The sequence below is a fragment of the Actinoplanes philippinensis genome (genome assembly GCF_900113015.1).
Classification (GTDB): Bacteria; Actinomycetota; Actinomycetes; order Mycobacteriales; family Micromonosporaceae; genus Actinoplanes; species Actinoplanes philippinensis.
The window spans coordinates 249,235-273,950 of record NZ_FONV01000008.1 but is presented as its reverse complement, the minus strand read 5'-3'; the positions used below and the strand labels follow the sequence as shown (position 1 = coordinate 273,950).

15 protein-coding genes are annotated in these 24,716 nt (G+C 71.6%); 2 read left to right on the top strand and 13 right to left on the bottom strand.

The genetic code is table 11. The features are described from left to right. Positions 1–3: 3 nt before the first annotated feature. From BM290_RS22280 to BM290_RS22220, 13 genes are all read right to left on the bottom strand, one after another. On the bottom strand, positions 4–2,541 hold the full coding sequence (locus tag BM290_RS22280; protein WP_093617072.1) for a hypothetical protein: 2,538 nt from the start codon (positions 2,539–2,541) through the stop codon (positions 4–6). Positions 2,542–2,563: 22 nt separating this feature from the next. Continuing rightward, entirely contained in the window at positions 2,564–3,187 is a 624-nt protein-coding gene (locus BM290_RS22275; protein WP_093617491.1) for a response regulator transcription factor, read from the bottom strand. Positions 3,188–3,333: 146 nt separating this feature from the next. Next, the gene (locus BM290_RS22270) at positions 3,334–3,609 is read right to left on the bottom strand and encodes a YbaB/EbfC family nucleoid-associated protein (protein ID WP_177319860.1); all 276 of its coding nucleotides are present in this window, start codon (positions 3,607–3,609) and stop codon (positions 3,334–3,336) included. Between the two features lie 73 nt (positions 3,610–3,682). Then, on the bottom strand, positions 3,683–6,988 hold the full coding sequence (locus BM290_RS22265) for a right-handed parallel beta-helix repeat-containing protein (RefSeq protein ID WP_177319840.1): 3,306 nt from the start codon (positions 6,986–6,988) through the stop codon (positions 3,683–3,685). A gap of 4 nt (positions 6,989–6,992) precedes the next feature. After that, on the bottom strand, positions 6,993–10,034 hold the full coding sequence (locus BM290_RS22260) for a hypothetical protein (protein WP_093617068.1): 3,042 nt from the start codon (positions 10,032–10,034) through the stop codon (positions 6,993–6,995). A gap of 9 nt (positions 10,035–10,043) precedes the next feature. Next, positions 10,044–11,399, bottom strand: a complete 1,356-nt coding sequence (gene eccB, locus BM290_RS22255) for a type VII secretion protein EccB (RefSeq protein ID WP_093617066.1) — start codon at positions 11,397–11,399, stop codon at positions 10,044–10,046. 5 nt (positions 11,400–11,404) lie between these two features. Then, a complete protein-coding gene (eccD, locus tag BM290_RS22250; RefSeq protein ID WP_093617064.1) occupies positions 11,405–12,814 on the bottom strand; it encodes a type VII secretion integral membrane protein EccD in 1,410 nt (469 codons plus the stop codon). A 34-nt stretch (positions 12,815–12,848) separates the two neighbouring features. Then, the gene (gene eccCa, locus BM290_RS22245) at positions 12,849–16,808 is read right to left on the bottom strand and encodes a type VII secretion protein EccCa (RefSeq protein ID WP_093617062.1); all 3,960 of its coding nucleotides are present in this window, start codon (positions 16,806–16,808) and stop codon (positions 12,849–12,851) included. Continuing rightward, a complete protein-coding gene (locus BM290_RS22240; protein ID WP_093617060.1) occupies positions 16,805–17,206 on the bottom strand; it encodes a hypothetical protein in 402 nt (133 codons plus the stop codon). Before BM290_RS22240 ends, eccCa begins: the two co-directional genes overlap by 4 nt. Before the next feature lie 2 nt (positions 17,207–17,208). Beyond that, positions 17,209–21,357 carry a hypothetical protein gene (locus BM290_RS48525; protein WP_177319839.1) on the bottom strand — a complete coding sequence of 1,383 codons (4,149 nt, stop codon included), beginning with the start codon at positions 21,355–21,357 and terminating at the stop codon, positions 17,209–17,211. A gap of 40 nt (positions 21,358–21,397) precedes the next feature. Next, complete coding sequence (locus BM290_RS22230) at positions 21,398–22,234, bottom strand: hypothetical protein (protein ID WP_093617058.1); 837 nt, start codon at positions 22,232–22,234, stop codon at positions 21,398–21,400. A 139-nt stretch (positions 22,235–22,373) separates the two neighbouring features. After that, positions 22,374–22,676, bottom strand: a complete 303-nt coding sequence (locus BM290_RS22225) for a WXG100 family type VII secretion target (RefSeq protein WP_093617056.1) — start codon at positions 22,674–22,676, stop codon at positions 22,374–22,376. A gap of 39 nt (positions 22,677–22,715) precedes the next feature. Next, entirely contained in the window at positions 22,716–23,045 is a 330-nt protein-coding gene (locus BM290_RS22220) for a WXG100 family type VII secretion target (protein ID WP_093617487.1), read from the bottom strand. 264 nt (positions 23,046–23,309) lie between these two features. Here BM290_RS22220 and BM290_RS22215 point away from each other — a divergent pair, with 264 nt between their 5' ends. Further along, a complete protein-coding gene (locus tag BM290_RS22215) occupies positions 23,310–23,723 on the top strand; it encodes a YbaB/EbfC family nucleoid-associated protein (RefSeq protein WP_093617054.1) in 414 nt (137 codons plus the stop codon). Then, positions 23,720–24,709, top strand: a complete 990-nt coding sequence (locus tag BM290_RS22210) for a hypothetical protein (protein ID WP_093617052.1) — start codon at positions 23,720–23,722, stop codon at positions 24,707–24,709. Before BM290_RS22215 ends, BM290_RS22210 begins: the two co-directional genes overlap by 4 nt. The last annotated feature ends 7 nt before the right edge of the window (positions 24,710–24,716 follow it).

The window sequence follows — 24,716 nt, the reverse complement described above, 5'->3', positions numbered from 1 at the left end:
GGATCAGATCATCCCGGGCACACCGAGGAACCGGCTCGCGATGCTCGTCGGCAGGGACGGCCCGGCGCCGGCGTCACGCTCGACACTGCGGCGCAGGGCGGCGAGCGCCAGATCGTCCAGCGGAACCCGCCGGCCGAACCCGGCCTCGTCCCGGACCAACTCCCGGAGCAGGAGCAGCCCGCGGGCGCCGTCGGCGGGCTCGCGCAGCTCCAGCACCTTGAACGACGTCCCCGGCAGGAACAGGACCCGCCCCGGCAGGCCGGCGTCGCCCTCCGGTTCCAGCAGCCGGGTACGCCGGGCCGTGGTGGACCAGAGCATCACCTCGACGTTGCCCGGCAGGCCGGCGGGCCGTTCGATGAGCGCGTTGGTGAACCCCCAGTCGGTCAGCGTCTCCCGGCGGGTGAGCTGCCGCATCTCGTCGGTGGTCAGGTCGGCCGCCGCGTAGGTGACACCGCGGTGCGAGGGCAGCCGGCTCAGCCCCGTGGCCACACACCGGGCGAAGGAGACGTGTACGCCCGGTTCGGCCAGGCGCAGCATCTTGTCGACGCTGTCGCCCCAGACGGAGAGGTAGAGGCGGACGGCGACGGCGTGTTCCAGCGCCTCCGGACCGCTCTGCAGGATGGCGTGCTCGGCGAGGATCCGGGCGATGCCACCGGAGACGGCCTCGAACTCCCGGCTGAAGGCGCGGCGCAGCCAGGCCCGTTCCGCTGCCGGGTCGAGGTCGGGACGGTAAGCGCGTACCTCGTCGCCCGGGGTCTGCTGGAAGTAGCCGGATGCGCCGGCCTCGGCGGGTTCCCGGACGACTGGCGGTGGTGGGGCGGTCGCGGGAGAAGCGACTGCCGGCGGCGGTGGGGCGGTCGCGGGAGAGGCGACTGCCGGCGGCGGTGGGGCGGTCGCGGGAGAGGCGACTGCCGGGATCTCCAGGGTCACGGCGGCCCAGGCCGGAGCGGGTTTCGACGGGGCCGCGGGATGGTCCGGACGCCGCAGGGGCAACGCCATGGTCGGGCCGGCGGCCCACGAGGGCCGCGCCGGTGGCGAAGTGGGCGGCTCCACGGGCGCCGGGGCGGCGACAGCTTCCGCCGGCGCCGGGGCGGCTACACCTTCCGCCGGCGCCGGCTCGGCCACGACCGCGGGGCCGGCCACCGTGAGATTCGGCGGAGCGACGGCGGGCTCCGGCACCGACGCGGGCTCCGGACGGCCCTGGACATCGTGCGGAGGACGGCCCGGGACATCGTGCGAAGGACGGTCCCGGACATCGTGCGGAGGACGGCCCGGGACATCCTGCGGGGCGGTCACCACGCCACCCGCCGGGCCGGGCGCCCGCAGCCCGGCCCGGACGGCCACCGAGGACAGCGGCGTCGTCGTCCGGTCGCGGGTCGCCGGGTCGAGGCGGCCGGCCAGGTCGCCGGCGAGTTCGCGGTAGCGGTCGACGAGGGCCGGCGCCGCGTCGTCCACGACGATGCGCATGCTGTCCGGATCGGCCGGGATGGCGCGGATACGGTCGGCGTACCCGGGTGGCTCCTCGCCGCGCAGCCAGAGGCCGGACTGGATCACCTCGACGACCGCGTCGTCGGTGTAGCGGTAGGCGAGGGCGCCGAGCGGCTCGCCGAGCAGCTCCGGGGCGCGGTGCCCGAGGATGCGGGGTGTCCTCGCCGCGGACCCTCGGCTGTCGCGGGGATGGTAGGCCAGCTCCCGGGCGAAGACCTGCCAGCCGGGCCGGCCGTCGGAGCCGACCGTGAACAGGCCCGGCTCGGACGGTTTGCCGGCGGGCACGCCGCCGAAGAGAACCACCGGGCTCTCCAGCAGGTCGGCCAGCGCCTGGCCGACCGTCTCGCCGGTACGCAGGGCGACCGGGCCGTAGTGAACGAAACGGGCGTGGCTGCGGCCCTGGGGCGCCAGACCGCGCCAGAACCGGGCGATGTCGTCGAGGCTGAGCGGGGCGGTGCCCGGGCACCCCAGGATGACCGACATCGCGTGCGGCTGGCAGGGCATCGTCGACATGAGACGGTGCCAGTGCTCGGCTATCGCCGCCTCGTCCCGGCTCTCGCGCAGCCAGACACCGCCGGGAAGGGGTTCCGCCGCCGTGGTGGAGCTGATCGGCAGGTAGTCGACGGCCGCGCCGTCCCAGGCCGGCACCGGATAGCGCTTCGACTGCCAGACCGGCGTCCGGCCCTGCCGGTAGCAGACCCAGCCGCCGAGGTCCGCCGCGTGCACGAACAGCAGGCCCGCCGCTCCCGGGATCAGCCGGCCGAACGGGGCGATCACCGGCCGGCCGAGCCGGTCGGACAGCCACTGGCCGGCGAGCGCCCCGGTCTCCGGGTGCGCGCCGCAGACCATCAGCCGGATGCCCCGGCCGCGGCGGTGCAGCGCGGCGGCCACCGAGTCCCAGACGTCGAACGGCAGCTCGTCGTGCAGATCGAGGATGACGATGTCGTTGTCGGGGTCGCTCGGCACCGACAGCGCCATCGACCGGGCCTCCGCGCTGATCTGCTCACGGGCGTGCAGCACCAGGGCGCTGCCGACGGTGTGCCTCGCGATCACGGCTGAACCCGGCACGAGCGCCTCAGATCACGCCGGAGCGCACGGCGTAGGCCACCGCGTGCGAACGGTTGCGCAGTTTCAGCCGGTGGTTGAGGCCGTAGATGACGTTCTTCACGGTCCGCTCGGAATAGCACAGCTCGTCGGCGATCTCGTTGGTGTCGAGACCGTCGGCCATCAGCCGGAGCACGTCGATCTCGCGGGCGGTGAGACCGGAGGCGTTCAGCCCGTTGGGGGTGAGCACGTCGCGCTGCAGACGCTCGACGTGCTTGAGCAGCTCGCCGACCAGGTTCGGCGGCAGGACGCCGCCGCCCGAGGCCGCGGCGAGGACGCTGTGCAGCAGACGCTCGGCGGTGACCACGGCACGCGGGAGGATGGCGACCACCCGGCACTCCACCGCGATCAGCAGCTCCTGCTCGCTGATCTCGCCGGCGACCAGCACCACGGGGGCGCCCACCTCACCGGCCGCGAGACGCAGCATGGCGATGACATCGGTGGTGAGCCGCTCGGCGGCGACGATCAGCACATCGGCCCGGGACCGTTCCTCGGCGGGCAGCACGGTGATGCCGGACCGCGTCCGAAGATGACTCACCAGCCCCGCATGGGTCAACGGGTCCGGCGCGTGCACCGCGACATCAACCTTCTCCACAGACACCTCCGTCACTCAATGTGGGCGGAGCGAGTGTCTTTAAACGTTCTTCAAAAAATCTCCACGGCAACCTCAACGAATTCAAAGGTCCATGAAGGTCGTACGAATCACCAGCTCAGAGACCTCCGGCCGAGATTCGGGCGTCCTCAGTGGAGGTTGATCTCGACGGGTCCCATCTTCTCCGCGGCCAGGGCGGCGGCGTTCTCACCGGCCGCCCGCATCGCCTCCATGATTGCTCTCTGCAATGACGCCACGTCACGCTGCTCGTAGATCCGGGGGTCGACCCGGACGGCCTGGAGCCGGCCCAGACCGGTGGCCACGGCGACGACCGTCCCGTCCTGCGAGCGGCCGGTGACGACCGACTTCTCCAGCTCCGCCTGGCCCTGGCGCATCCGGTCCTCGAGCCGCTGGGCGTTCTCCATGAACTCCTGGAAGGTCGGCGGGACGGGTGAGGAGGAGGGTTGCACGGCGGCGCCTTTCTGACGGGGGACTCGGTCAGCCGACCGCTGCCAGGCCGACCGGCTGACCGCTCACGGCGGCTGCGGGCGGCAGGGCCAGATCGGCCAGCGCGATGGTACGAGACCCGGTGCGCCGGGCCAGAGCCAGGGAGAACTGGTGGGCGGCCCGGACCGTGCGCTCGGGCAGCTGCCCGGCCAGGTCCGTCAGCGCCGCCCGTACCTCCTCGGGGATCTCGTGCCCGCGTCGCACCAGGTGCCGGACCACGATCGCGGCCAGTTCGTCGGTGCTGAGGTCGGGCACCGACCACTGCTGGCCGAACACCTCGCCGATCGCGGGCACGGACGCGCGCAGACTCGCCAGCTCGGTCTCCTCGCCGATCAGCACGACCACCGGATCACCCAGGCGGGAGCGGATCTGGTCGGCCAGCGCCTCCCCGATCTCCTGGGCCGAGCCGCTGCCGTCATCCGACCAGCCGATCTGCAGCACGCCACCGGCGGCGTCGTCGAGCGCGGCGGCCACCAGGCTGCGCGCCTGGCCGGGCCATTGCGGCGCGAGCTCCACGCCGGTGCTCACCCGTACCAGCTGGCCGACCGGCACGAGATCGAGCTCGGACAGGCCGGCGGCGTAGAGGCGGGCGTACTCGCCACGGCCGCTGCCGGGACGCCCGCTGATCAGCACGTTGCCGGTCTTGCCGGGGCCACGGCGGCGGTTGCGTCCCTCGCAGAGCTGCAGCAGGGTCTGGCCGGCCGCCTCCTTCACCGCACGGCCGCCGACCAGGTCGCAGAACCGCTTCCAGCTGCGGGCGGCGTTGATGGCCCCGGTCGGATCGGTGGCCGCGTCCGGCTGGGCGGTCCGCTCGACCGGCAGGTCCGCCAGCTGCGCCAGCTCGGGCTCGACGTCGGCCGCGGTGAGCCTGTTGAGTTCGTTGTCCCGGGTCGGCGGCATCATCGCCAGGCGGGACGCCTGGTTGTTGATCAGCGCTTCGAACAGCTTGCGGGCGACACGGCCGTTACCGAAGGTGGAGTTCTTCGGGACCCGGGTGAAGTACTCGGTCAGGGCGTCGGTGGCGTCGTCGGTCAGCTCGTAGTAGTGCTTGCTGACCAGGTTCGAGGTGATCGTGACCAGTTCCTCCACCGAGTAGTTCGGGAACTCGACGGTGCGCGTGAAACGGGAGGCCATGCCGGGGTTGGAGGCGAGGAACTGTTCCATCAGCTCGGAGTACCCGGCGACGATCACCACGAGCTCGTCGCGGTGGTCCTCCATCATCTTCATCAGGGCGTCGATGGCCTCCTGACCGAAGTCCGGTCCGGAACCGCCCGACCCCGCCGACAGGGTGTACGCCTCGTCGATGAAGAGCACCCCACCGATCGCCTTGGTGACCAGCTCGGTGGTCTTGATCGCGGTCGACCCGATGTACTGGCCCACCAGGTCGGCGCGGGCCGCCTCGATCATGTGGCCCTTGGAGAGGATGCCCAGCTCCTTGAGCACCGAGCCGTAGAGCCGGGCGACGGTGGTCTTACCCGTTCCGGGTGGGCCGGCGAAGACCAGGTGCCGGCTCATCGGCGGCATCGGCAGGCCCATCTGGAGCCGTACCTGCGACATCTTGATCAGGTTGATGAGGGCGGTGACCTCCTGCTTCACCCCGCGCAGGCCGATCAGGCTGTTCAGCTCCCGCAACGGCTCGCTGAGCTCGTCCTTGCCGCTCTCGCCGCCGTCACCGGACTGATCCGGCGGCGGGGCGGGAACCGGCTCGGACGACACCGGCGAGACACCGCCCGGCGCGGCCGGCTGGGGACGCCGCCCGACGGTCAGCGCGTCGGTGGCCACCTGGGCGCCGGGAGCCCGGCGGACGTCGTCGTTGCCGCTGTCGCGCACCACGCACCGGGTCAGCGACACCGGCTCGGTGGTGTCCACGTTCACGCCGACCGCCGCGCTGTCGAGCACCTCGCAGTCGACGAAGGAGCCCGACGACCCGGCTTCCAGGCTGATCCCGTCGGCCCGGGCGGTACGCACCCGGGTCTGGGTGGCGGTCACCGAACCCTTGATCCGCAGGCCGTCGCGTGCCGCGTCGACCACCTCGCTGTCGCGCAGCTGCACGGCGCCCTCGACGACCAGGCCGGTGCCGCGCAGGACGCACGACTCCAGGGTCAGCTCGGCGCCTGCGCCCACCTGTACGCCGGCCGCGCCCGTACCGCTGAAACGGCTTTCGCGGACCGTTCCCCGGACCGGACCGGTCAGGGTGAGGCCCGCCGCGCCACCGGAGTCCACCACCAGGTCGGCGCCGTCGAACGAGGCGTTCTCCTGCACCAGCAGACCGGTGCCCTTGGTGGCCGCGGCGCGGAGCCGCTGCATGGTGACGGCCGAGTCGCCGCCGATCAGCGCGACGTGGTCGCCGGTCCCGCGGACGGTCAGGCCGACGAACCGGGGTGCGGCGTTGCTGCCGGTGCTGATCCCGATCGGGACGTCGCTGACGGTGCAGTCGGTGAAGGTCGGCTTCGCGTCGCTGAGCACCTGCACCGCCGTGTGCTTGGCGCCCTTGAAGACACAGTTGCGGAAGGCCGGCGAGCCACCCTCGGTGAGGTGCACCGACTGTACGGCCGCGCCGGTGAAGGTGGAGTCGCTGATCTGCACGTCGGCCTCGCCGCGCACGAAGACGTCGACGTTGCCGCTCTCGGTGACGGTCAGGGCGCGTACCCGGGCCCAGGCGCGCTGCTCGATGACCAGTGCGGGTTTGCCGGAGCCGGTGATCTCGCACTGCTCGGCGGTGAGCCGCGAGTCGCCGCCGGCGCAGACGCTGTTCGCCGCGGCGGCGGTGACCCGGCAGCGGCGCAGGGTCAGGGCGCTCTTCTCGCCGACCACCACACCGGTGGTCGCGACGTCGTGGATGACGGTGTCCTCGATCGTGCTGGACCCCACCGACATCACCACCACCCCGGCGCCGACCGCGTTGGTGATGTCGCAGCCGCGCAGCGCGACGGAACCCTGCAGGCGGGCCAGCAGGGCGACCCACGAGGCGCCGCGGACCCGGCAGTCGTCCAGGGCGACCTCGCCGGCGTACACGTCGACGGCGGCCAGTTTCGGGTCGTCGCTGCTGAGCGCGACACCGCGCAGCTGGGCGCCCTCGCCGTGCACGACGAGGACGCTGCCCTCCTCGACGTGCACCTCGACGGTGCCGGGCTCGGCTGCGCTGATCGTCACCCGGTTGCCGACGATCAGCTTCTCGACGTACCGGCCCGGGTGCACGCTGATGGTCGCGCCCGGCTCGGCCCGGGACATCGCCGCGCCGATCGTCGGGTAGGAACCCGGCTTCCGGTCACCGACCACGAGAACCTGGCGACTCATGGCGTCATCCCTTCCGCTCCGATCCGGGCTGCGTGTTCCGTTCCAGTCCGGGCAGTGTCCAATTGCGTCCACCGGCCTTGGCGCCGATCCGCCGGCGCGGCTCGGCGGTGGCCCAGCGGTCGACGCTGCGCCGCAGCGAGGTCACCGCCAGCTCGTCGAGCGAGACCCGGTTGGCGTCGACCTTGCCGTTGTCGTCGATCTCGTTGGTGCCGATCTCCCGGATCAGGACCGCGCCACGCTCACCCGCGGAGGGCCGGCGCAGCTCGAGGATCTTGAAGTTGGTGCCCGGCAGGAACAGCACGCGGTCCTCGACCGCCTCGTCACCCTCCGGTTCCAGCACGGTGGTACGCCGGGCCGTCATCGACCAGATCAGCACGTCGGTGTCGCCGTCCTGGCTGGAGCACGGCTGGGTGAGAGCGTTGACGAAACCCCAGTCGGTGACGAGTTTGCGCTGCTCGTAGAGGTCCCACTCGTCCGCGGTCGGCGTGATCCGGTAGATCGTCGTGCCACGGAACGACGACATCCGGGACAGCCCGGAGACCACGCAGCGGGCGAACGGCACGTGCGGCCCGTTGCGCCCGGACCGCAGACCGGCGTCGACGCCCGGGCCCCGGGCGGTGAGGTAGAGCCGCAGCGCCACCGAGTCGGCGAGCACGTCCTCGGTGGACAGCCCGGAGCCCTGCATGCCGGGGTGCTCGGACATGGTCCGGGAGACCGAGCTGGCCATCACGTCGAACTCGCGGCTCAGGGTGCGGCGCAGCCAGGCCCGTTCGTCGGTCAGTCCCTTCTCCCGCAGCAGCGCGCTCGCGCCGGCGGCCGGGACCGGCTGCCACTGGACGCCGGCCCGCGACGTGGCCGGCGCCGCCTCGGGCGCGGGGCCGTCCGTCACCGGCTCCGCGGCCGCGGGGCCGTCCGCCACGGGTTCGGCGGCCGTGGGGACGGCGATCACCGGTTCGGTGGCGGGAGCCGGTGGGGCCGGCGGCCCGGCGACGACGGTGAGCTCGGCGAGGACGGCGGGCTCGATGACGAGGGGCTCGGCGATGACGAGGGGTTCGGCGAGGACGGGCTCGGCGGCGACGGGTGTCACCGGCAGCGACGTCTCCGTGCTGAGGGAGCCGCCGAAGCCCGCGGGCATGGTCGGAGGCTCGGGGACTGTCGGAGGCTCGGGGACTGTCGGAGGCTCGGGCACGGTCAGCGGCTCGGGCGCTGTCGAGGGCACGGGCTCGGACGCTGTCGAGGGCTCGGTCAGGGGCTCGGGCACGGCCGGTGCTTCGGGAACCCCCGGAGCGACCCGGCCGGTGGTCTCGGATCCGGCGGACGCCGGCACGGCCGGCTCGGCGACCGGCTCCGGGAAACCGAACGGGCCCAGGACCGACGACGATCTGACCGGCTCGGCGGCCCGCGGCACGACGGGTTTCGCGACCAGTCCCGGGACCGACGTGATGGCCGGCCCGGCGGCCGGGGCCGCGGCCGGTTCCACCCGGATCCGGGACGCCGCCGGTGCGGGCGCCGCCGTCGCGGGCGGCACGTCCACCGGGCGCACCGGCAGTTCCGGCCACACCTGCTGACGGGCGGCCGGCAACTGGATCTGCTCGGGGTCGGCCGGGGCGTCGACCTCCCGGCGCGACGGCAGGGACACCTCGGCGATGACCACGCTCTCCGCGGCCGCCGGGGCGGGCGGGGCGACATCGGCGTACACCGGGATGGGCGCCACCGGGGAGACCTTGCGGGTCTCCTCCTCCAGGTCGATGACCGCCTGCGCCCGGCTGGCCGGCTTCGCGCCCGGCACCAGCACGGAGGCCGGCATCAGCGCGCTGCCGCTGCCCTCCATGCCGCTGACCCGGGCGGCCAGGTCGACCGCCAGCTCGCGCATCCGGCCGGTGGCGGAGTGGATGGTGTCGTCGAAGACGAGGACACCGCCCTCGGCGTCGAGCATCGCGGCGCGTACCTGCTCGGCGTTCTTCGGCTCGTCGGCCGCCCGTACCCAGAGACCGGTCTGCACCACCTCGACCACCGCGCCGGGGGCGAACCAGTAGACACGCGGCGAGATCTCCTCGGCCGTCGGCAACGGCGGGCGGTGGGACAGCACGGTGGGGCGGCGGGCGCGGGAGTTCGGATGCGCCCGGGGCGTGTAGACGAGTTCGAGGGAGAACGGGGCCCAGCCGAGTGTGCCGTCCGGCAGCACCGTACGGATCTCGTGTTTCTGCGGGCTGCCGATCGGCATGCCGGTGTAGCAGACCACGCTGGTGTTCAGCAGGTCGGCCAGCGCCTGCCCGAACGCCTCGCCCTCGGGCATCCGCACGTCGCCGAACTGCGCGAACCGGACCCGCTGCCGGTTCTCCTCGTCCAGTCCGCGCCAGAAGCGCACCACGTCGTCCAGGGAGAGCGCCGGGGTCCCGGGGCAGCCCAGCAGCACCGTCATGGTGTCCGGATGGCACGGCACGTACGCGGTGAGCCGCTGCCGGTGCTGCTCGACCACCTCGGCGTTACGGGTGCTGTGGATCCACACGCCGGCCGGGATCGGCTCGATCTCGCCGGTCGCGCTGGAGGCCCGGGTCTCGACCGAGGCCCGGTCCCAGACGGGGGTGGGGTATCGCTTGGCGTCCCAGGTCGGCGGCCGGCCGGGCCGGAACCGCACCCAGCCGCTGCCCGGGACGGAGTGCACGAACAGCGCGCCGGCCGCGCCGCGGACCAGGTCGCCGTCGGGGGCGATCACCGTACGGTTCAGCCGCTCGGAGAGCCACTGCCCGGCCATGGCGGCGGAGTTCTGGTGCCGCCCGCACGCCATCAGCCGGATGCCACGGCGGCGCCGGGGCAGCACCACCGCCACCGACTCCCAGGCGGTGATCGGCATGCCGTCGCCGAGGTCGAGCACGACGACGTCGTTCTCCGCGTCCTCGATCATCGACAGTGCCAGCGACTGCGCCTCGGAGCTGATCGCGTCCTCGGAGTGGACCACCAGGGCGTTGCCGACGGTGTGCTGCACGATGCCGCCGTCGGGCCGGTCCTTGCCACCGCCGAGCAGGTCACGAAACCGGGATGCCATGAGATCGACTCACCTTACTTCTGCGGCCGCGATGGCCCTCACGCTCAGCGTCGGGCCCGTGGGCAGCGACGCGAGCAGGTTCTTCGGGAAGGGGACGGTCGCGACCTTGTCGAGCTTCAGCGCCGCTGCCGAGTCCGGGTCACCGATCGGGTAGGCCTTTCCGTCGTCCGCGATGTAAGTGGCCAGGGGCTTGCTGTAACCGGCCTGGTAGGGCGCCGGGATGACGGCCATGCCGGAGCCGGGGGCGGTGAGCACCGACGTGCGCCCGGCCGGGTCCACCCCGGACCGGTCCAGCGGCACGAACACCGCGGCACTGGCGAACTGCTGCTCCCCCACCGGCGCCTGCCGCAGGCAGAGCGCCTCCCGTCCCGGCTCCCGCGGGGTCAGGCCGGTCAGGTCGGGCAGGCGGGTGAGCAGCGAGCGGTCGTCGGACTTGCGGGCCGAGACCAGGTCGGCGGCGTTCAGCTCGACCGGTTCGCGGTCGCTGGTCGCGGTCGCGAACAGGAACTCGGTCCGGCTGATCGCCGCCAGGCCGTCGCGCCGCAGGACGAACAGCTGCTCCGTGCCGGCGTCCGGCCGCTGCCGGAACAGTGTGCCGACCGGATGGCTCGCCGCCCCCACCTTGCCCGGCTCACCGGCGCCGGGAATCTTGGCGGGGGCCAGCGCGGGACCGTCCGGCAGGAAGTCCAGCCAGGACTGCGGGGCCCGCACCTCCCGGACCGTGCTGGCGCCGAGCGCGACGAGCACCGCCGGATCGTCGACCCGGTGTTTCCGCTCGGCGGTCACCAGGTAGGTGGCCGCCTTGGGACCCCGGACCACCACGAAGCCGTCGGTGGGCACCGCGGTGCCGGTGACCCGCGGGTCGAGGTTCAGGCCCAGGCCCTCACCCGGTTCGTCGGACACCGAACCGGGCAGGCAGACCAGCCACGGTCCGGTGACCATCGAGTCGGTCGCGATGGCCTGCGGGGCGCCCTCGATCCCGATCGACGGGCCGCGCGGCACGTCCTTGAGCGACTCCTTGGAGATCAGCTTGACGGTGCCGGACGGGCCCTGGATCAGCATGGCGGAGGTGAGGTTCGGGGTCGGCCGCAGCATCCCGTTCAGGTAGACGAAACGGGTGCCGCTCTCCTTCTCCACCAGGATCATCCCGGGCTGGGTGTACACCTTGCTGCCGCCGGGGACGATCCAGCCGTAGACGGCGAACCCGGCCACCACCAGGACACTGATCAGCACGCCGAAGGACAGCCCGGTCAGCGCGCGCCGGCCCGGGATCTCCGCGGTGGACGGGTCGCCCTGCACGAGCGCGGAGCTCAACCGGCCCATCATGAACTGATGGGCGTGCACGTGGTCGCGCTGAGTCTGCACCCCGCCTACCCGAACAGTCCGCGGGCCCAGGCGTAGAGCCCGAGCACCTGGGCGAGCACCGGGAGGACGGCCAGGCCGGTCGCGACGTCCAGACCGGTGGCCGTGTACTCCCAGAACGGCAGCATGCGCCGCGGCCAGGGCCGGAGCGCCGCCGTCACCAGCGGGATCAGCAGCGCGGCGAGACCGCCGAGCAGCACGTAGCGGCCGGCCGGGCCGAACATGTCGGAGAACTCGATGACCACCATGAGGTAGCCGACGGTACCGGCCACCACCAGCGCGATCCGCTGCCAGAGGCCGAAGAAGGTACGCGAGCGCAGCAGGATTGCACTTGAGGTCACCAGCACCAGGGTCCAGCCGGACCACCCCGGGACGGCCATGGTGAAGTACATCAGGAACGGCAGCACCAGCGCCGACGAGACCATGCACACCGTCAGGTACGTGTCGGCGTCGTTGGCCCGGGTCCGTACCAGGTCGGAATCCTCGGGTTCGATGTCGTAGGACATGTCGGCGCCGGTCTTGGGCAGCTGCGGCCCGCGCAGCCGGGAGAACTTGACCGCCATCCGCGGGGCGAGCACGACGAGCGTCAGGATCAGGGCGACGGCGGTGGCCGAGACCGCCGGAACGGTCATCTCGGCGATGCCGCGGGTGAGCAGCACGAGGACCGCCATCACCGCCGTCACGCCGCCGATCAGCAGCGGCGGGAACGGCATGACGGGTGCGAAGGTGCGCTGCGCGACCAGCAGGAACGCGAACACCACGGTGACCGCGACGGCCGCCGACAGCAGGGCCGGGCCGTTCAGCGCGACGCCGTCCGGGTCGCCGTCGGAGGCGCTGGACGCACCGACCGCGGCGAAGAACGCCGCGCCGTACCCGAACAGCAGCGGGAACGCGCCGTCGCTCTGTCGCAGCGCGCTGACCAGCGCGGCGATGACCAGTCCGGCGGCGAGCACGCCGCCGCCGATCACCTGCGGCAGCACCGGGCCACGGTCGACCAGGACGGCCGCGAGCGCGCCCATCGCCACCAGGGACAGCACCAGGAACAGCACCCGGCGGTACTCCGGCTGCCATCGGTCGCCGCGCCGGTTGACCATCGTGGCGACACCCTCGGCGAGGTCGTCGAAGGCGAGTTCCGGGAGCGGGTCCTGGGTGGGGCGCAGGTGCAGCTCCTCGCCCTCCAGCCAGTCCAGGCTCTCCGGCGTGCCGGACAGCTCGAACGGCTCCTGCCCGAGGCGTTGCAGCACCCACGACTCGTCGGCGGCGTCGCCGTCCGGGACCCGGCCGAGATTGGTGGTGTGCCGCACCAGCATCGGCATCAGGTTGCCGACCGGCATCCGCATCGGCACGGCCAGGTCGACCTTGCGCTCCGGCCCGATCACCGTGATGCGGCACAGTTGCTCGTTCAACGCTGTACTCACCAGCGAGCCTTTCTCATGGGACCGTGTCCGGCGCTCACGGGGCCGTGTCCGATACGAAACCGGTCTGCATCAGGCGCACACCGCGGCGGGTGACCAGCTGCGCCCGGCCCGGCGGCAGCTGCCGGGGCTTCGCCTCGCCGAGGAACTTGCCCTCCTCCTTGGGGTAGGAGAAGAGCATCGCCGGGGTGCCGAGCTCCCACATCCGCCGGATCACCGGGTCCATCATCGCCCGCATCGCGCCGGAGGTGCTCCGCGCGATGATCAGGTGCAGGCCGATGTACATGCCCTGGGCCAGCAGCGGCAGCACCGGGTCGAGCGCCGAGCCCATGCCGGTGCCCTTCGACATCAGGTCGTAGTCGTCGACGATGACGAAGAGCTCCGGGCCCTCCCACCAGTCGCGTTTACGCATCCGCTCGGAGGAGATGTCCGCGCCGGGCATCCGCTTGTTCATCGAGACCGCGGCCTGGCCGGCCAGCTCGTACATCTTGTCGCCGGTGAAGGCGAAGCCCACCTGGTAGGCGGCGTCGATGGCGGTGTCCAGGTCCCGGCGGGAGTCGCCGAGCACGACCTTGGCCTGCTCCGGCCGGTAGCGCTGCTGGATGGCGCGCAGCACGAGGCGCAGCATGTTGGTCTTGCCGGTCTCGCTGTCCCCGAAGACCAGCATGTGCGGGGTGGCCATGAAGTCGTGCCAGACCGGGGCGAGCCGCTGCTCGTCCAGGCCGACGACCATCCTGAACTCCGGCTCCGGTTCGGGGAGGTGCTCGACCATCAGGTGAGCGGGCAGCATCCGTACCGGTGGCGCGGCCGGGCCGGGCCAGAAGGTGCCGATCTCCTCGACCACCGACTTGGTCGCCTCGGCCAGGTCGGTGACCTCGGAGCTGCCGTCCATCCGCGGCAGGGCGGCGAGGAAGTGCAGAGCGCCGTCGGTCAGGCCGCGGCCGACCTGGTTGGGCACGGTCTGGGCCTTGCGGTTGCCGTGCTCGGACTCCATCGAGTCACCGAGCCGCAGCTCCAGCTTGGTGCCGAGCAGGTCCCGCATCCAGGTGCGCATCTCCGACCAGCGGGTGGCGGTGACGATGACGTGCACACCGAACGACAGGCCGCGCGAGGCGAGTTCCTGGAACTTCTGCTCCAGGTCCTGGAAGTCCTGCTTCATCGTGTACCAGCCGTCGATGACCAGGAAGACGTGGCCGAAGTTGTCCTCGATCACGCCGTCGGCGACCCGGGCCAGGTAGGTGGCCATCGAGTCGAGCCCGTGGGCGGCGAACTCGGCCTCACGCCGCTCCATGACCTGAAGGACCTCTTCGACGGTACGGACCACGCGGTCGCGTTCCATCCTCGTGGCGACCGAGCCGACGTGCGGCAGCCCGGAGATCGACGAGAGACCGCCACCACCGAAGTCCAGCCCGTAGAACTGGACCTCGCGCGGGGTGTTGGCCAGCGACAGCGCCAGGATGAGGCTGCGCAGCAGGGTCGACTTGCCGCTCTGCGGCGCGCCCGCGATCCCGACGTGCCCGTCCGCGCCGTTCAGGTCGACGATCAGCAGTTCCCGCAGCTGCTCGGCGGGCCGGTCGACGATGCCGACCGGGACCCGGAGACCACCACGGAGGTACGGGTCGTCGAGGGTCATGCCCCGGTCCGGGTCGGGCACCACGCTCGGCAGCAGCGAGTCCAGGCTGGGCGCGTTGGACAGCGGCGGCAGCCAGACCTGGCGGGCCGGCGGGCCGGACCCGGCGAGCCGTTCCAGCAGCACCTCGACCAGGCTGGGCCCGTTGGCGGCCGCGGGTGTCTCCGGCTCGGCCTGCTCCGGGCGGTCCTGGCCGGGGTCGTGGCGGACCGCGACCTGCCGGGTGGTGAACGGGACCACGTCGGCGGGCAGGTCGTCGTCGGTCTGCGCGCTGCCGGCGTCACGGCCGCTGCCGGTGTACGGGCCGGACACGTACGCCGCCTTGAACCGCACCAGGTTGGTGGTGTCGATCTTGAGGTAGCCGTTGCCGGGCTCGGGGGGCAGCTCGTAGGCCGCGCCCACGCCGATGACCGACCGGGACTCCATCGACGAGAAGGTCCGCAGGGCCAGCCGGTAGGAGAGGTGGCCCTCGACCCGGTTGATCCGGCCCTCGTCCAGACGCTGCGAGGCGAGCAGCAGGTGTACGCCGAGCGACCGGCCCAGACGTCCGATGGAGACGAACAGGTCCATGAACTCGGCCTTGCTGGACAGCAGCTCGCTGAACTCGTCGACGATGATCAGCAGCACCGGGAAGGGCACCAGCTGGGCGCCGTTGCCACGGGCCTTCTCGTAGTCGAACAGGGAGGCGTACCCACTGGCCCGCAGCATCTCCTGGCGGCGGGTCATCTCACCGTTGAGCGCGTCCTGCATGCGGTCGACCAGCGGCAGCTCGTCAGCGAGGTTGGTGATGACCGCCGAGGTGTGCGGCAGCTTCTCCATGCCGATGAAGGTGGCGCCACCCTTGAAGTCGACCAGCACCAGGTTGAGGATCTCCGAGCTGTGCGTCGCTGCCAGACCGCAGACGAGGGTACGGAGCAGCTCCGACTTGCCGGAGCCGGTGGCGCCGATCAGCAGGCCGTGCGGACCCATGCCGCCCTGCGCCGACTCCTTGAGGTCGAGCTCGATGACCTCGCGCTCCTCGGTGACACCGATCGGCACCATCAGGCGGTTGCGCTGCGGCGTACGGGTACGCCAGAGCGCCTGGACGTCGAAGGTCTTCGCGTCGCGGATCCCGAGCAGGGTGGTCAGTTCGAAACTGGTCTCCAGCGGCTCGTCGGAGACCTCCAGGGTGCCGCTGGTCCGTTTCGGCGCGATGATCCGGGCCAGCGTCTCGCACTGGACGTCGTCCAGGCTGTCCCGCTGCGCCGAACCGGTGGTGGCGCCGGCCGGGAACTCGACCACGTCGTCCTTGACGGTGAGCCGCAGCACCTTCGGGCCGCCGGGCATCGCGCCGGTGAGGTCGAGAAGCACCACGTTACGGATGCCGGCGCCGAGCAGCCGGGAGCTGTCCGGCAGGTCGACCAGGTGGGCGATGATCACGACGAGCGGCTCGGTGGCGGTCGGCCGGACGTTCTTGTCGTGGTCGCCGCGGTCGGTGACGTCGGTGCCGAGCATGTCCATCAGCGCGTCGTGGGTGCCGGCGAACATCCGTACCGGCCCGGCCGCGTCGAAGGCGGTCGGGTGCGCGTTGTGCGGCAGCCACTTGATCCACTCCCAGGGGCCACGGTGGACCTCGGCGGCGAGCACCGCGATCCGCAGCTCGTCCGGGGCGTGGAAGGTCGCCAGCTGGGCCACCATGGCACGGGCCAGATCGATCGCCGGGTCGATCGCGCCCTCGAACTCGATGCTGGTGAAACTGGTCAGGCCGACCGAGGTGGGAATGCCGGAGACCGTCTGGTACGCCTCGGAGAAACGCCGCAGCGAGATCGACGACAGCGGCTCCAGATCCTCGATCGGCTTGGTCGACGGCGGGTTGAACCTCAGCATCGCCTTCTGCCGGCCCAGGCCGATCCGGACCCGGCCGAAGTCGTCGTGGCTGGGCCTGCGCTCCCACAGCCGGCTGCCCATCGCGATCGACCAGAGCCAGCTGGGCTGCGGGTTGTTCCACAGCACGAACCGGCGCTGCTGGTCGGCCGCCTCCCGGGCCTGTTTGCGCAGCTGGCCGATGTAGCGCAGGAAGTCCCGGCGCTCGCCCCGCATCTTGCGTTTGCGCTCGGCGGCCGCCCGGCCGATCTGCATGACACCCATGAGCAGCATGCCGCCGGCCATGGCGCCACCCATCACGTACATCACCGGGGTCCGGTTGTAGAGGCCGAACATGGCGAGCATCGCGCCCATGCCGAGGCCCATCGGCACGACCATCGCGAACGACCGGAAGTCGAGCGGGGCCTCCTCCGCCATCAGCGGCGGCTCCTGCAACTCGATGGAGCCCTCCGGCGCCTCGGGACCGGCCGCGCGGGGCGGGCGCTTGACCGTGACGGTGCTCATCCGAGAATCCCCGAGTCGTCGCCGCTACCGCCCCAGGCGGTGTTCTCCTGGCGCAGCAGCTTCACCGAGTAGCGGTCGTTGCGGTACCGCTCGGCCACCTTGACGTCGTCGTCCTCCTCGGCCGCCCGCTTCTTCTCCTTCTTGCGGGCCTCCTCCTCGTCCTTGCGTCGGCGCTCCTGCTCCGCCCAGTACGCCTTCGCCCGCTCGGACTGCTCCTCCTCGGCCTTCGCCAGCGACCTCATGAACTCGGCGTCGCTGACCCCCTCCTCGCCGCAGACGCGCATCCGGTCCCGGTCGGCGCTGAAGAAGTCGGGCACGCCACCGGTCGCCGGAGCCGGCGCCTTCGGCGGAGCGACCCTCCGCCACACGGCCCGCGGGGGTTGCGGGGTCTCGGACATGGTCACCTCTCCGTACCGTCGTCGGACGGCTTGTCGCCGATCAGCCAATCCGAGTCGCTGACGTCGTCCCATCCCGACATGTCGTCGGGCTCGTCGTCCGGCCGCACGAGCGGAACGTGGTCGTCGCCCACCGGCCGCGGGCGCGGAGTCCCGTCGTCACCCCAGACGGCGCCGTCCGCACGCAGCAGCCCGGCGTAATCCGGGCGGCTCTGCTCCTCGCGCTCGTCGTCCCGATCGGATCGCCGGGGGACTGTACCGTTCCTGTCCTCACCGTCGAGAGAGGCACCCGCTCTGCCGAGCCCGGCGGCCACGCCCACGCCGGCCACCCCGCCGAAGGCCACACCGGGCACCACCACGACGGCCTTCTCCTCCGTCTCGGCTCCGGCGACGGGCTTCTTGGGGCCCGTGTCGGCCGCGGCCCCACCGGACGGCTGCCCGGCCGGGCCGTTCTGTCCCGGTTGTCCGGTCCCGCCGGACTGGGCCGTGGTGCCGGGCTGAGCGGCTGTGCCCGAGGCGCCGGACGTGCCGGACGCGCTCGGCGTGCCGGACGTGCCCGACGTGCCGGACGTGCCCGACGCGCCAGACGGGCTTGCCGGACCCGGCGGAGTCGCCGAACCGGACGGACCCGCCGAACCCGACGGAGTCGATGGACCTGCCGGGCCTGGCGGGCCGTACTGGCCGGAGGGCGCGGAGGGGCCGGGCGGCGGCACCTGGCCGATGGGGCCGGACGGGCCGGCCGGCCCGGGAGCTCCGACGACCACCGGAGCGATCGGGGGAACACCGCCCACCGCTGCCTCGCCGCCCGGCACTTCAGCGACGGGCGCACCCGGAAGATCCACAGTGGTCGGGAGATCGATCGCCACGGGCGGCGGCGGAAGATCGACCGGCGGCGCGACAGACTCCGGCGGCGCGACAGACTCCGGCGGCGCGACAGACTCCGGCGGCGCGACGGACTCCGGCGGCGCCGTCGCCCCGGGAGTCGTCGCGCCGGGAACGTGCGCATCCGGTGCCGGCACATCCGGGGTGATCACTTCGGGATCGGCCGCCGGCACCTCCGGAACGGTCGTCTCCGGAATGGTCACGTCCGGGACAGTGGCCTCGGGCGCGGTGACCTCGGTGGTCTCTTCGCTCTCCGGGATTCCCACGACCGGCGTGTCGACCACCGAGGCGACCGGCTCCGGCTCTACAGCGGCCGGGATGTCCGGCGCGCCGATGTCGGGCACGCCGAGAACCGCGCTGTAGTCCACCGGCACGCCCAGGTCCGGCACACCCAGATCCGGCACACCCACATCCGGCACGCTCAGGTCCGGCACGCTCAGGTCCGGCACGCTCAGGTCCGGCACGCTCAGGTCCGGCACGCTCAGGTCCGGCGCGCCCGGGTCGGGGATCGTTGTGGCAGCCCCCTCCAGGCCCGCGCCGCCGGCCACGGTCCCGCCGGCGGATCCCGGTGTCACGTCCGTCGGGCCGGGCCGCGACCAGTCCGCCCCGTCCTGTTCCACGAGGCCGGATGCGTCGGTCGGGCCGGGAGGTGTGGCGTCACCGGGCGCATGGCTGCCCGGAAATCCGGGCATGGGAGGCATGCCACCGGTCCCGGAAGCTGCCGGAACGGGTACCCCGGCATCGGTCGCCGAACTCTCCCACGAGGGCACGTCGACGGTGGCCGGCACCTCGACGGAGGCGTCCGCCCCCGTCGGCCCGGAGCCTGAGGGGGACCAGTCCGGAGTCTCCAGCCCGGCCCCGCCGGCGCCCGCGCCCACCGGCGCCTCGGGCAGTCCCGATCCGGAAGCACCGGACGGCTTCCAGTCACCGGCGTCCGCGCCGATCAGCCCCGAGGACTCCGGCGACTCCGGAACCCCACCGCCCGGCGTGCCTCCGCCCGGTGCGCCGGGTGAGCCCGGCATCCCCGCACCCGGCAGTCCGGCCCCTGGTGCGCCGGCGGACGGCACGGTCGTGCCGGGCGAGGTCTCCGGCGTGACACCGGCGGACGGGAGGTCCGAGCCGGCCGGAGCGGTAATTCCCGCGAAGCCGCCGCCACCGGGCACGGCACCGCCGAGCCCGTCCGGCAGGCCCACCTCGGGCACGGACGGCTTCCAGTCGGAGCCGTCGCTCTCGACCAGGCCCTTGGAGTCCGGCGCCTCGGGAACACCCGACCCACCACCGGCACCCGCACCGGCCGGACCACCACCGGGCATGCCCGGCATCATCGGCGGCTGGAAACCACTCCCCACACCCGGCGAAGCACCCGACGACGACCCCGGACCCTCCACACCATCGAACGACGGCGGCTTCCAATCCGACGCATCACCCTCGACCAGACCCTTCGAATCCGGCACCTCAGGAACACCCGACCCACCACCGGCACCCCCACCGGCCGGACCACCACCCGGCATACCCGGCATCATCGGCGGCTGGAAACCACTCCCCACACCCGGCGAAGCACCCGACGACGACCCCGGACCCTCCACACCATCGAACGACGGCGGCTTCCAATCCGACGCATCACCCTCGACCAGACCCTTCGAATCCGGCGCCTCAGGAACACCCGACCCACCACCGGCACCCCCACCAGCCGGACCACCACCCGGCATACCCGGCATCATCGGCGGCTGGAAACCACTCCCCACACCCGGCGAGGCGCCGCCCGGCGAGGCGGGGATGTCCACGCCCGCGATGCCGCCGGGTTTGAAGTTCTCGTCACCGCCGAGCAGTCCGTTGGCGTCCGGGGTCTCGGGGAGACCGACACCGCCGCCGGCGCCACCCGTGCCACCGCCGCCCGGGGAGTTGAAGCCGGGGATGCTCGGCGCGTTGAACCCGGGATTACCGCCGCCGGCGGCCCCACCACCGCCGGGCGTCAGACCACCGACCTCGCCGGGCCCGTCGAAGGCCGGTGGCTTCACCGAAGCGCTGCCCGAACCGGCGCCGGAGCCACCGTTGTTGCCGTTGTTGCCGCTCGACGGCGGCTTGATGACCGGTGGGACGACCGCCGCGTTGCTGAGGCCGCCGCCGGTACCGCCCGGGCCGTTGATGGCCGGCGCCTCGAAACCGGGAAGGCCGGTTCCGGTCCCGCCGCCGGTGCCACCGGTCTGCGGGCCGCCGATCTCACCCGGGCCCTTGAAGGCGGGTGCGGTGACGCCGCCCGGCCCGCCGCCGAGGGCGGGCGTCGTGATGCCGGCCAGGTTGGGTGTGGTGACGCCGCCGAGGCCGGGCGTCGTGACACCGGCCAGGTTGGGGGTGGTGATGCTGTTCAGGTTCGGCGTCGTGACGTTCTTGAGGTTCGGCGTCGTGATGTTCGGTGTGGTGACCCCGCTGAGGTTGGGCGTCGTGAACCCCGGCGTCGTCAGCGACGGGGTGGTGAAGGCGACGGTGGTCAGGTTGGGCGTCGTCAGGTTCGGCTTGGTCGGCGTGGTGATGGCCGACGTGGGCATGGTCACCCCGGACGTCGATGCCTTGTCGGTGGTCATCTTGTACTGGGTGGCCACCGTGTCGACGACCTGGGCCATCTGCTCGGCCATCGGCTTCTCGTACTCGGTGCCGCTGATCGGAACCGGTCCGGGCTTGTCGCCGACGCCGTTCTGGGAGGCGATCGTCGCCCAGGCACGGTCCAGGTAGGAGATCGTCTGCTGCGCCCACGACAGGTAGTTGGCGGCGTCGTAGAGCTGCGACGGCAGCGAGTTGAGGTTGGTCGAGGAGTTGATGGCGTTGGCGGGCGTGTCCGAGTGCGGGATCGCCCCGCCGGCCAGATGCTCGGCCTGTTTGCCCAGAAGGTCGGCGTAGAAGTTCATCTTGTCCTGGAAGGCGGTGGCGGCCGGGCCTTTCCAGGCCTTGTCGTCGCCGATCATCGACTTCGTCGCGGACCGGATGGTCTGCTCCAGCCAGATCAGCAGGTCCTGCGTCGCCTGGAAGGCACGAGCGGCCTCGATGACCGACGCCACGTTGACCCGGCCGGCCGCGTAGTTCGCGCCCGCCTCGGTCGTGAGCGCCGCGCCGCCGTTGATGGCGGCTTCGAGTTTCCGCCACCCGCGGGTCTCGGTCGCCCAGGTCTTGTAGTCGTACAGATCCCCGACCGGGATCACCTTCGGCGGGAATGTGGATGCCGACTCCGCCGGGTCGTTCCACCCGTCGAGCTTGCTGTCACCGAGACCGTTGCCCATTACCTGTCCTCAATGCGAGCACTACGACCGTACGACGTCGTCAGTTGCCGTCGGTCTTGACGGTCTTCGTCCCGTAGGTGCCGAGGCCGTCGAGTCCCTTGAACGACTCGCCCATGATCTCGTTGAGCTTGTCGCCGGTGAGCTTGTTGAGCTCTTCGAGGTTCTTGTAGTCGCCGGCCATCTTCAGCAGGGCGTCCGCCACCGCGATGAGGGACGTGTTCATGTTGACCAGCATGTCCTTCATGTCGCCCTTGACGCCGCCGTCCTGGGCGGTCGCGCCGACGATCGCCTGGCGCAGCACCTCGGCCCGGGCGAAGCCACCCGGCTTGGGGTCGACCGCATTGAGCTGGTTCACCGTCGAGAGCAGGATGTTGCCCGGTCCGGTGATCTTCTGGAGCACCTCTTTGGCGAACCACTCCAGTGCGGCGGTGTTCACGGCCACACCGTTGGTCGCGGCCGCGTCGCCCTTGAAGCCGTCGATGGTGGGCGGCTTGAAACCGGAGCCGGTCGGGGTCTTGGTCTCGTCGATCCAGTCGCCCTGCGAGTTGAAGGCCGGCGGCTTGACGTTCGACGGGTCGGTGATCTTCGCCTTGTAGTCGCTGACCAGCTTCTTCCAGCCGTCGATGTCGAGAATGTTGGCGTCGTACCATTCCCGGGCCTCGACCCACTGCGGGTGCTCGCCCCGGACCTCGTCCTTCCACTTGTTGTAGTCGACACCGAGGGCGTCGTCCTGGTGCTTGTTGTAGTACGCCATCCAGGAGTCGTACGCCGCCTGTGTGGTGCCCTCCGGATAGCCCTTGGCCGTGTCGTGGGTGGAATAGGCGTGCATCGCGTTGATTGCCTCATCGTGGGGGTAGCCCCAGTCGATACTTGCCATTGTGGTCACTCCACTCGCTCGTCGGCGTACGGATCAGAGTCGGAAAAGCCCGGCGGCCCGGGTCGAAGGAGCGCACCGGGCCGGGGTGGGGCAGCTGGGGCTGCCGCGCCGGGAGGGCGCGGCAGCCACGCGACGTGGCTCAGCCGCCGCGGACGTCGTTCCAGATCATCGCGTGGCGCTTCTCGGTGGAGCCGTAGTTGTCCGAGATGGTCAGCAGCGTCTGCCGGGCCTGCTCCAGGTAGAGGACCATGTTGTCGGCCGCGTTGTTCCAGGCGACCTTCGAGATGGCGTACTGCTCGCGCGCGGCACCGGTCCAGTCCTTGAGGCTGGCCTCGACCGTCGACTCCATCTCGTCGATGGAGGTCTGGATCCGCTTGTTGATGTTGTTCATGTCGGTCAGCACGGCGTCTGCCTGCACGAAGTCGAACGTGTAGTTGGACATGTCAGTCCTTTCGGAATGTCAGGGATGCAGACGGCCGGCTCAGAAGCCGGGCAGCGGAGGCAGGGCGGCGGCGAACGACTTCGCCACGTCGGCGGCGTCGCTCTCGGCGGTCTGGTAGCCCTTGGTGGTGATGCCCATGACCTCGAGCATCTTGAGCAGCTCGTTGATGACCTGCTGGAACGACCTCTCCCAGTTGTCCATCGCGTCGTTGAACCCCCGGGACGCGTCACCGGTCCAGGAGCTGATCAGGATGGCCATCTGGCCGTTCACCGCGCGCAGATCACCGGTGAAAAGGGTCGCCTTGTCGGAAAACTCCTGGGCGGCCTTCTGCATACCCGGTTCGGTAGTACTAACGGAAGGCAACTGCACGGCCGGACTCCTCACGTCGCGAACTTGGCAATGAAGAGTTGATCGAAGGACGTACCTGCCGACAACTCCGTTCCGGCCTCGATGTCCGAACGTCACCGAACATTGCACGGCAGCGCCCCCGGCCCGGCGGCCACGTGCCGAAAGCCGGGAAGACCGGTTGCACTTTCAGACACGAAGGGGCGGGCACGGTTCCGATGGCCGTCGCGAGGACCTTCACTGGATCCCGGCGTCTTTCAGACGGCGACGTCGAGGGAGTGGTCCGGGTTGAACTACAGCGAGCGCATCGAGAGCCTGTTCCAGGAGTACGAGAAGCAGCGCAGCAGCCTCACCGAGATGCAGGCGAAGATGAGCGCCCTCTCGGCCACCGCCATGTCTCCGCGCCGTGAGGTCAGCGTCACCGTGGGCCAGAACGGGGTGCTGACCGACATCCAGTTCCCGTCCTCCGCCCACAAGAGGCTGACCACCGCCGACCTCACCAAAATGATCATGGAGACGTACGCGGAGGCCAAGGAACAGGTGATGAACCAGGCCGCCGCGGTGCTCGCGCCGATGCTGCCCGACGGCCTCGACGCCCACAAACTCGTCCGCGGGCAGGCCGGCGCCGACGCGTTCCTGCCCGAACAGCCCCGCATGGTGACCAGCGTGCGGGAGCTCCTCACCCGGGGGACGAACGAATGATCGAGAACAATCCCGGTGGCCGGCTCTGGGTCGACCCGGACGGCGTCGAAGGGCTCGGCCTGGCCTACCAGGGGCACGTCGAGCTGTACGACACCTACCTGGCCCAGCTGACCGCCCTGCGCTCCCGGTACGCGAACGCGTGGGGCGACGACGACATGGGCGAGCAGTTCTCCACCAAGTTCCTCGAAGGCATCGACAACCTCGAAGCGATCATCGGCGGGGTCAAGGGAACGCTGGCCTACACCGCCGAGGGCCTGACCCAGAGCGCCCTGGCCTACCGGGAGGCCGACGAGGCCGCCGCCGAGGTCGGGCACAAGATGGCCAGGAACTTCGAGAGCCTCGGGCAGCCCTCGTACGCGGTCACGGCCACCGAGGGCACCACGACCCCGCTCCAGCCCGCCCACCTGACCAAGCAGCACGCGGTCCGGGCCCGGGTCGCCGAGCCGGACGAGCCCGTGGTCATGCGGGCGACGACCGCCTACGAGAGGGCCCGCGCCGAGAACGTCCCGGCCCGGCGGGAGGAGGGCCTGCCGCTGCTGCCCACCGAGCGGCACGTCGCCTACGCCTCCCGCCGCCCGCTCGAGGAGCCGGTGGAGAGCGAGTTCACCCCGATGGAGCCGACCCGGGCGTACGTGGACAGTCCGGTGCAACCGGCCATGCCCGCCATCTCGTCGATGTTCATGAAGCCGGAGTACACGACGGCGTACGTCGGCGGCCAGGCGCTGCCCGCGGGCTACCAGCTGATCTCGCTGAACACGTTCGAGGACGGCAGCGCCCGGGTAGACGCGAACCTCTACGACTCGGTCACCCCGCTGGCCGGAGTCGCCGTCACCACCCCGGAGGGCACCGTCATCGACCCGGGCCGCGGGCAGTTCTTCGTCGTCAAGGACAACCCGAACGTCGACCCGACGGCGCCCGGATACGAGCCGCTGGTGCTGAGCTACGCCCCCGACGGCACACCCACCCCGCTCATTCCCGGCTTCTGAGCCACCG

What these genes read in the sequence shown, in the direction of transcription:
- BM290_RS22270 (WP_177319860.1), bottom strand. Translation starts at nt 3,609, where the DNA reads ATGGAGAACGCCCAGCGGCTCGAGGACCGGATGCGCCAGGGCCAGGCG.
- BM290_RS22265 (WP_177319840.1), bottom strand. Translation starts at nt 6,988, where the DNA reads ATGAGTCGCCAGGTTCTCGTGGTCGGTGACCGGAAGCCGGGTTCCTAC.
- BM290_RS22260 (WP_093617068.1), bottom strand. Translation starts at nt 10,034, where the DNA reads ATGGCATCCCGGTTTCGTGACCTGCTCGGCGGTGGCAAGGACCGGCCC.
- eccCa (WP_093617062.1), bottom strand. Translation starts at nt 16,808, where the DNA reads ATGAGCACCGTCACGGTCAAGCGCCCGCCCCGCGCGGCCGGTCCCGAG.
- BM290_RS22240 (WP_093617060.1), bottom strand. Translation starts at nt 17,206, where the DNA reads ATGTCCGAGACCCCGCAACCCCCGCGGGCCGTGTGGCGGAGGGTCGCT.
- BM290_RS48525 (WP_177319839.1), bottom strand. Translation starts at nt 21,357, where the DNA reads ATGGGCAACGGTCTCGGTGACAGCAAGCTCGACGGGTGGAACGACCCG.
- BM290_RS22230 (WP_093617058.1), bottom strand. Translation starts at nt 22,234, where the DNA reads ATGGCAAGTATCGACTGGGGCTACCCCCACGATGAGGCAATCAACGCG.
- BM290_RS22225 (WP_093617056.1), bottom strand. Translation starts at nt 22,676, where the DNA reads ATGTCCAACTACACGTTCGACTTCGTGCAGGCAGACGCCGTGCTGACC.
- BM290_RS22210 (WP_093617052.1), top strand. Translation starts at nt 23,720, where the DNA reads ATGATCGAGAACAATCCCGGTGGCCGGCTCTGGGTCGACCCGGACGGC.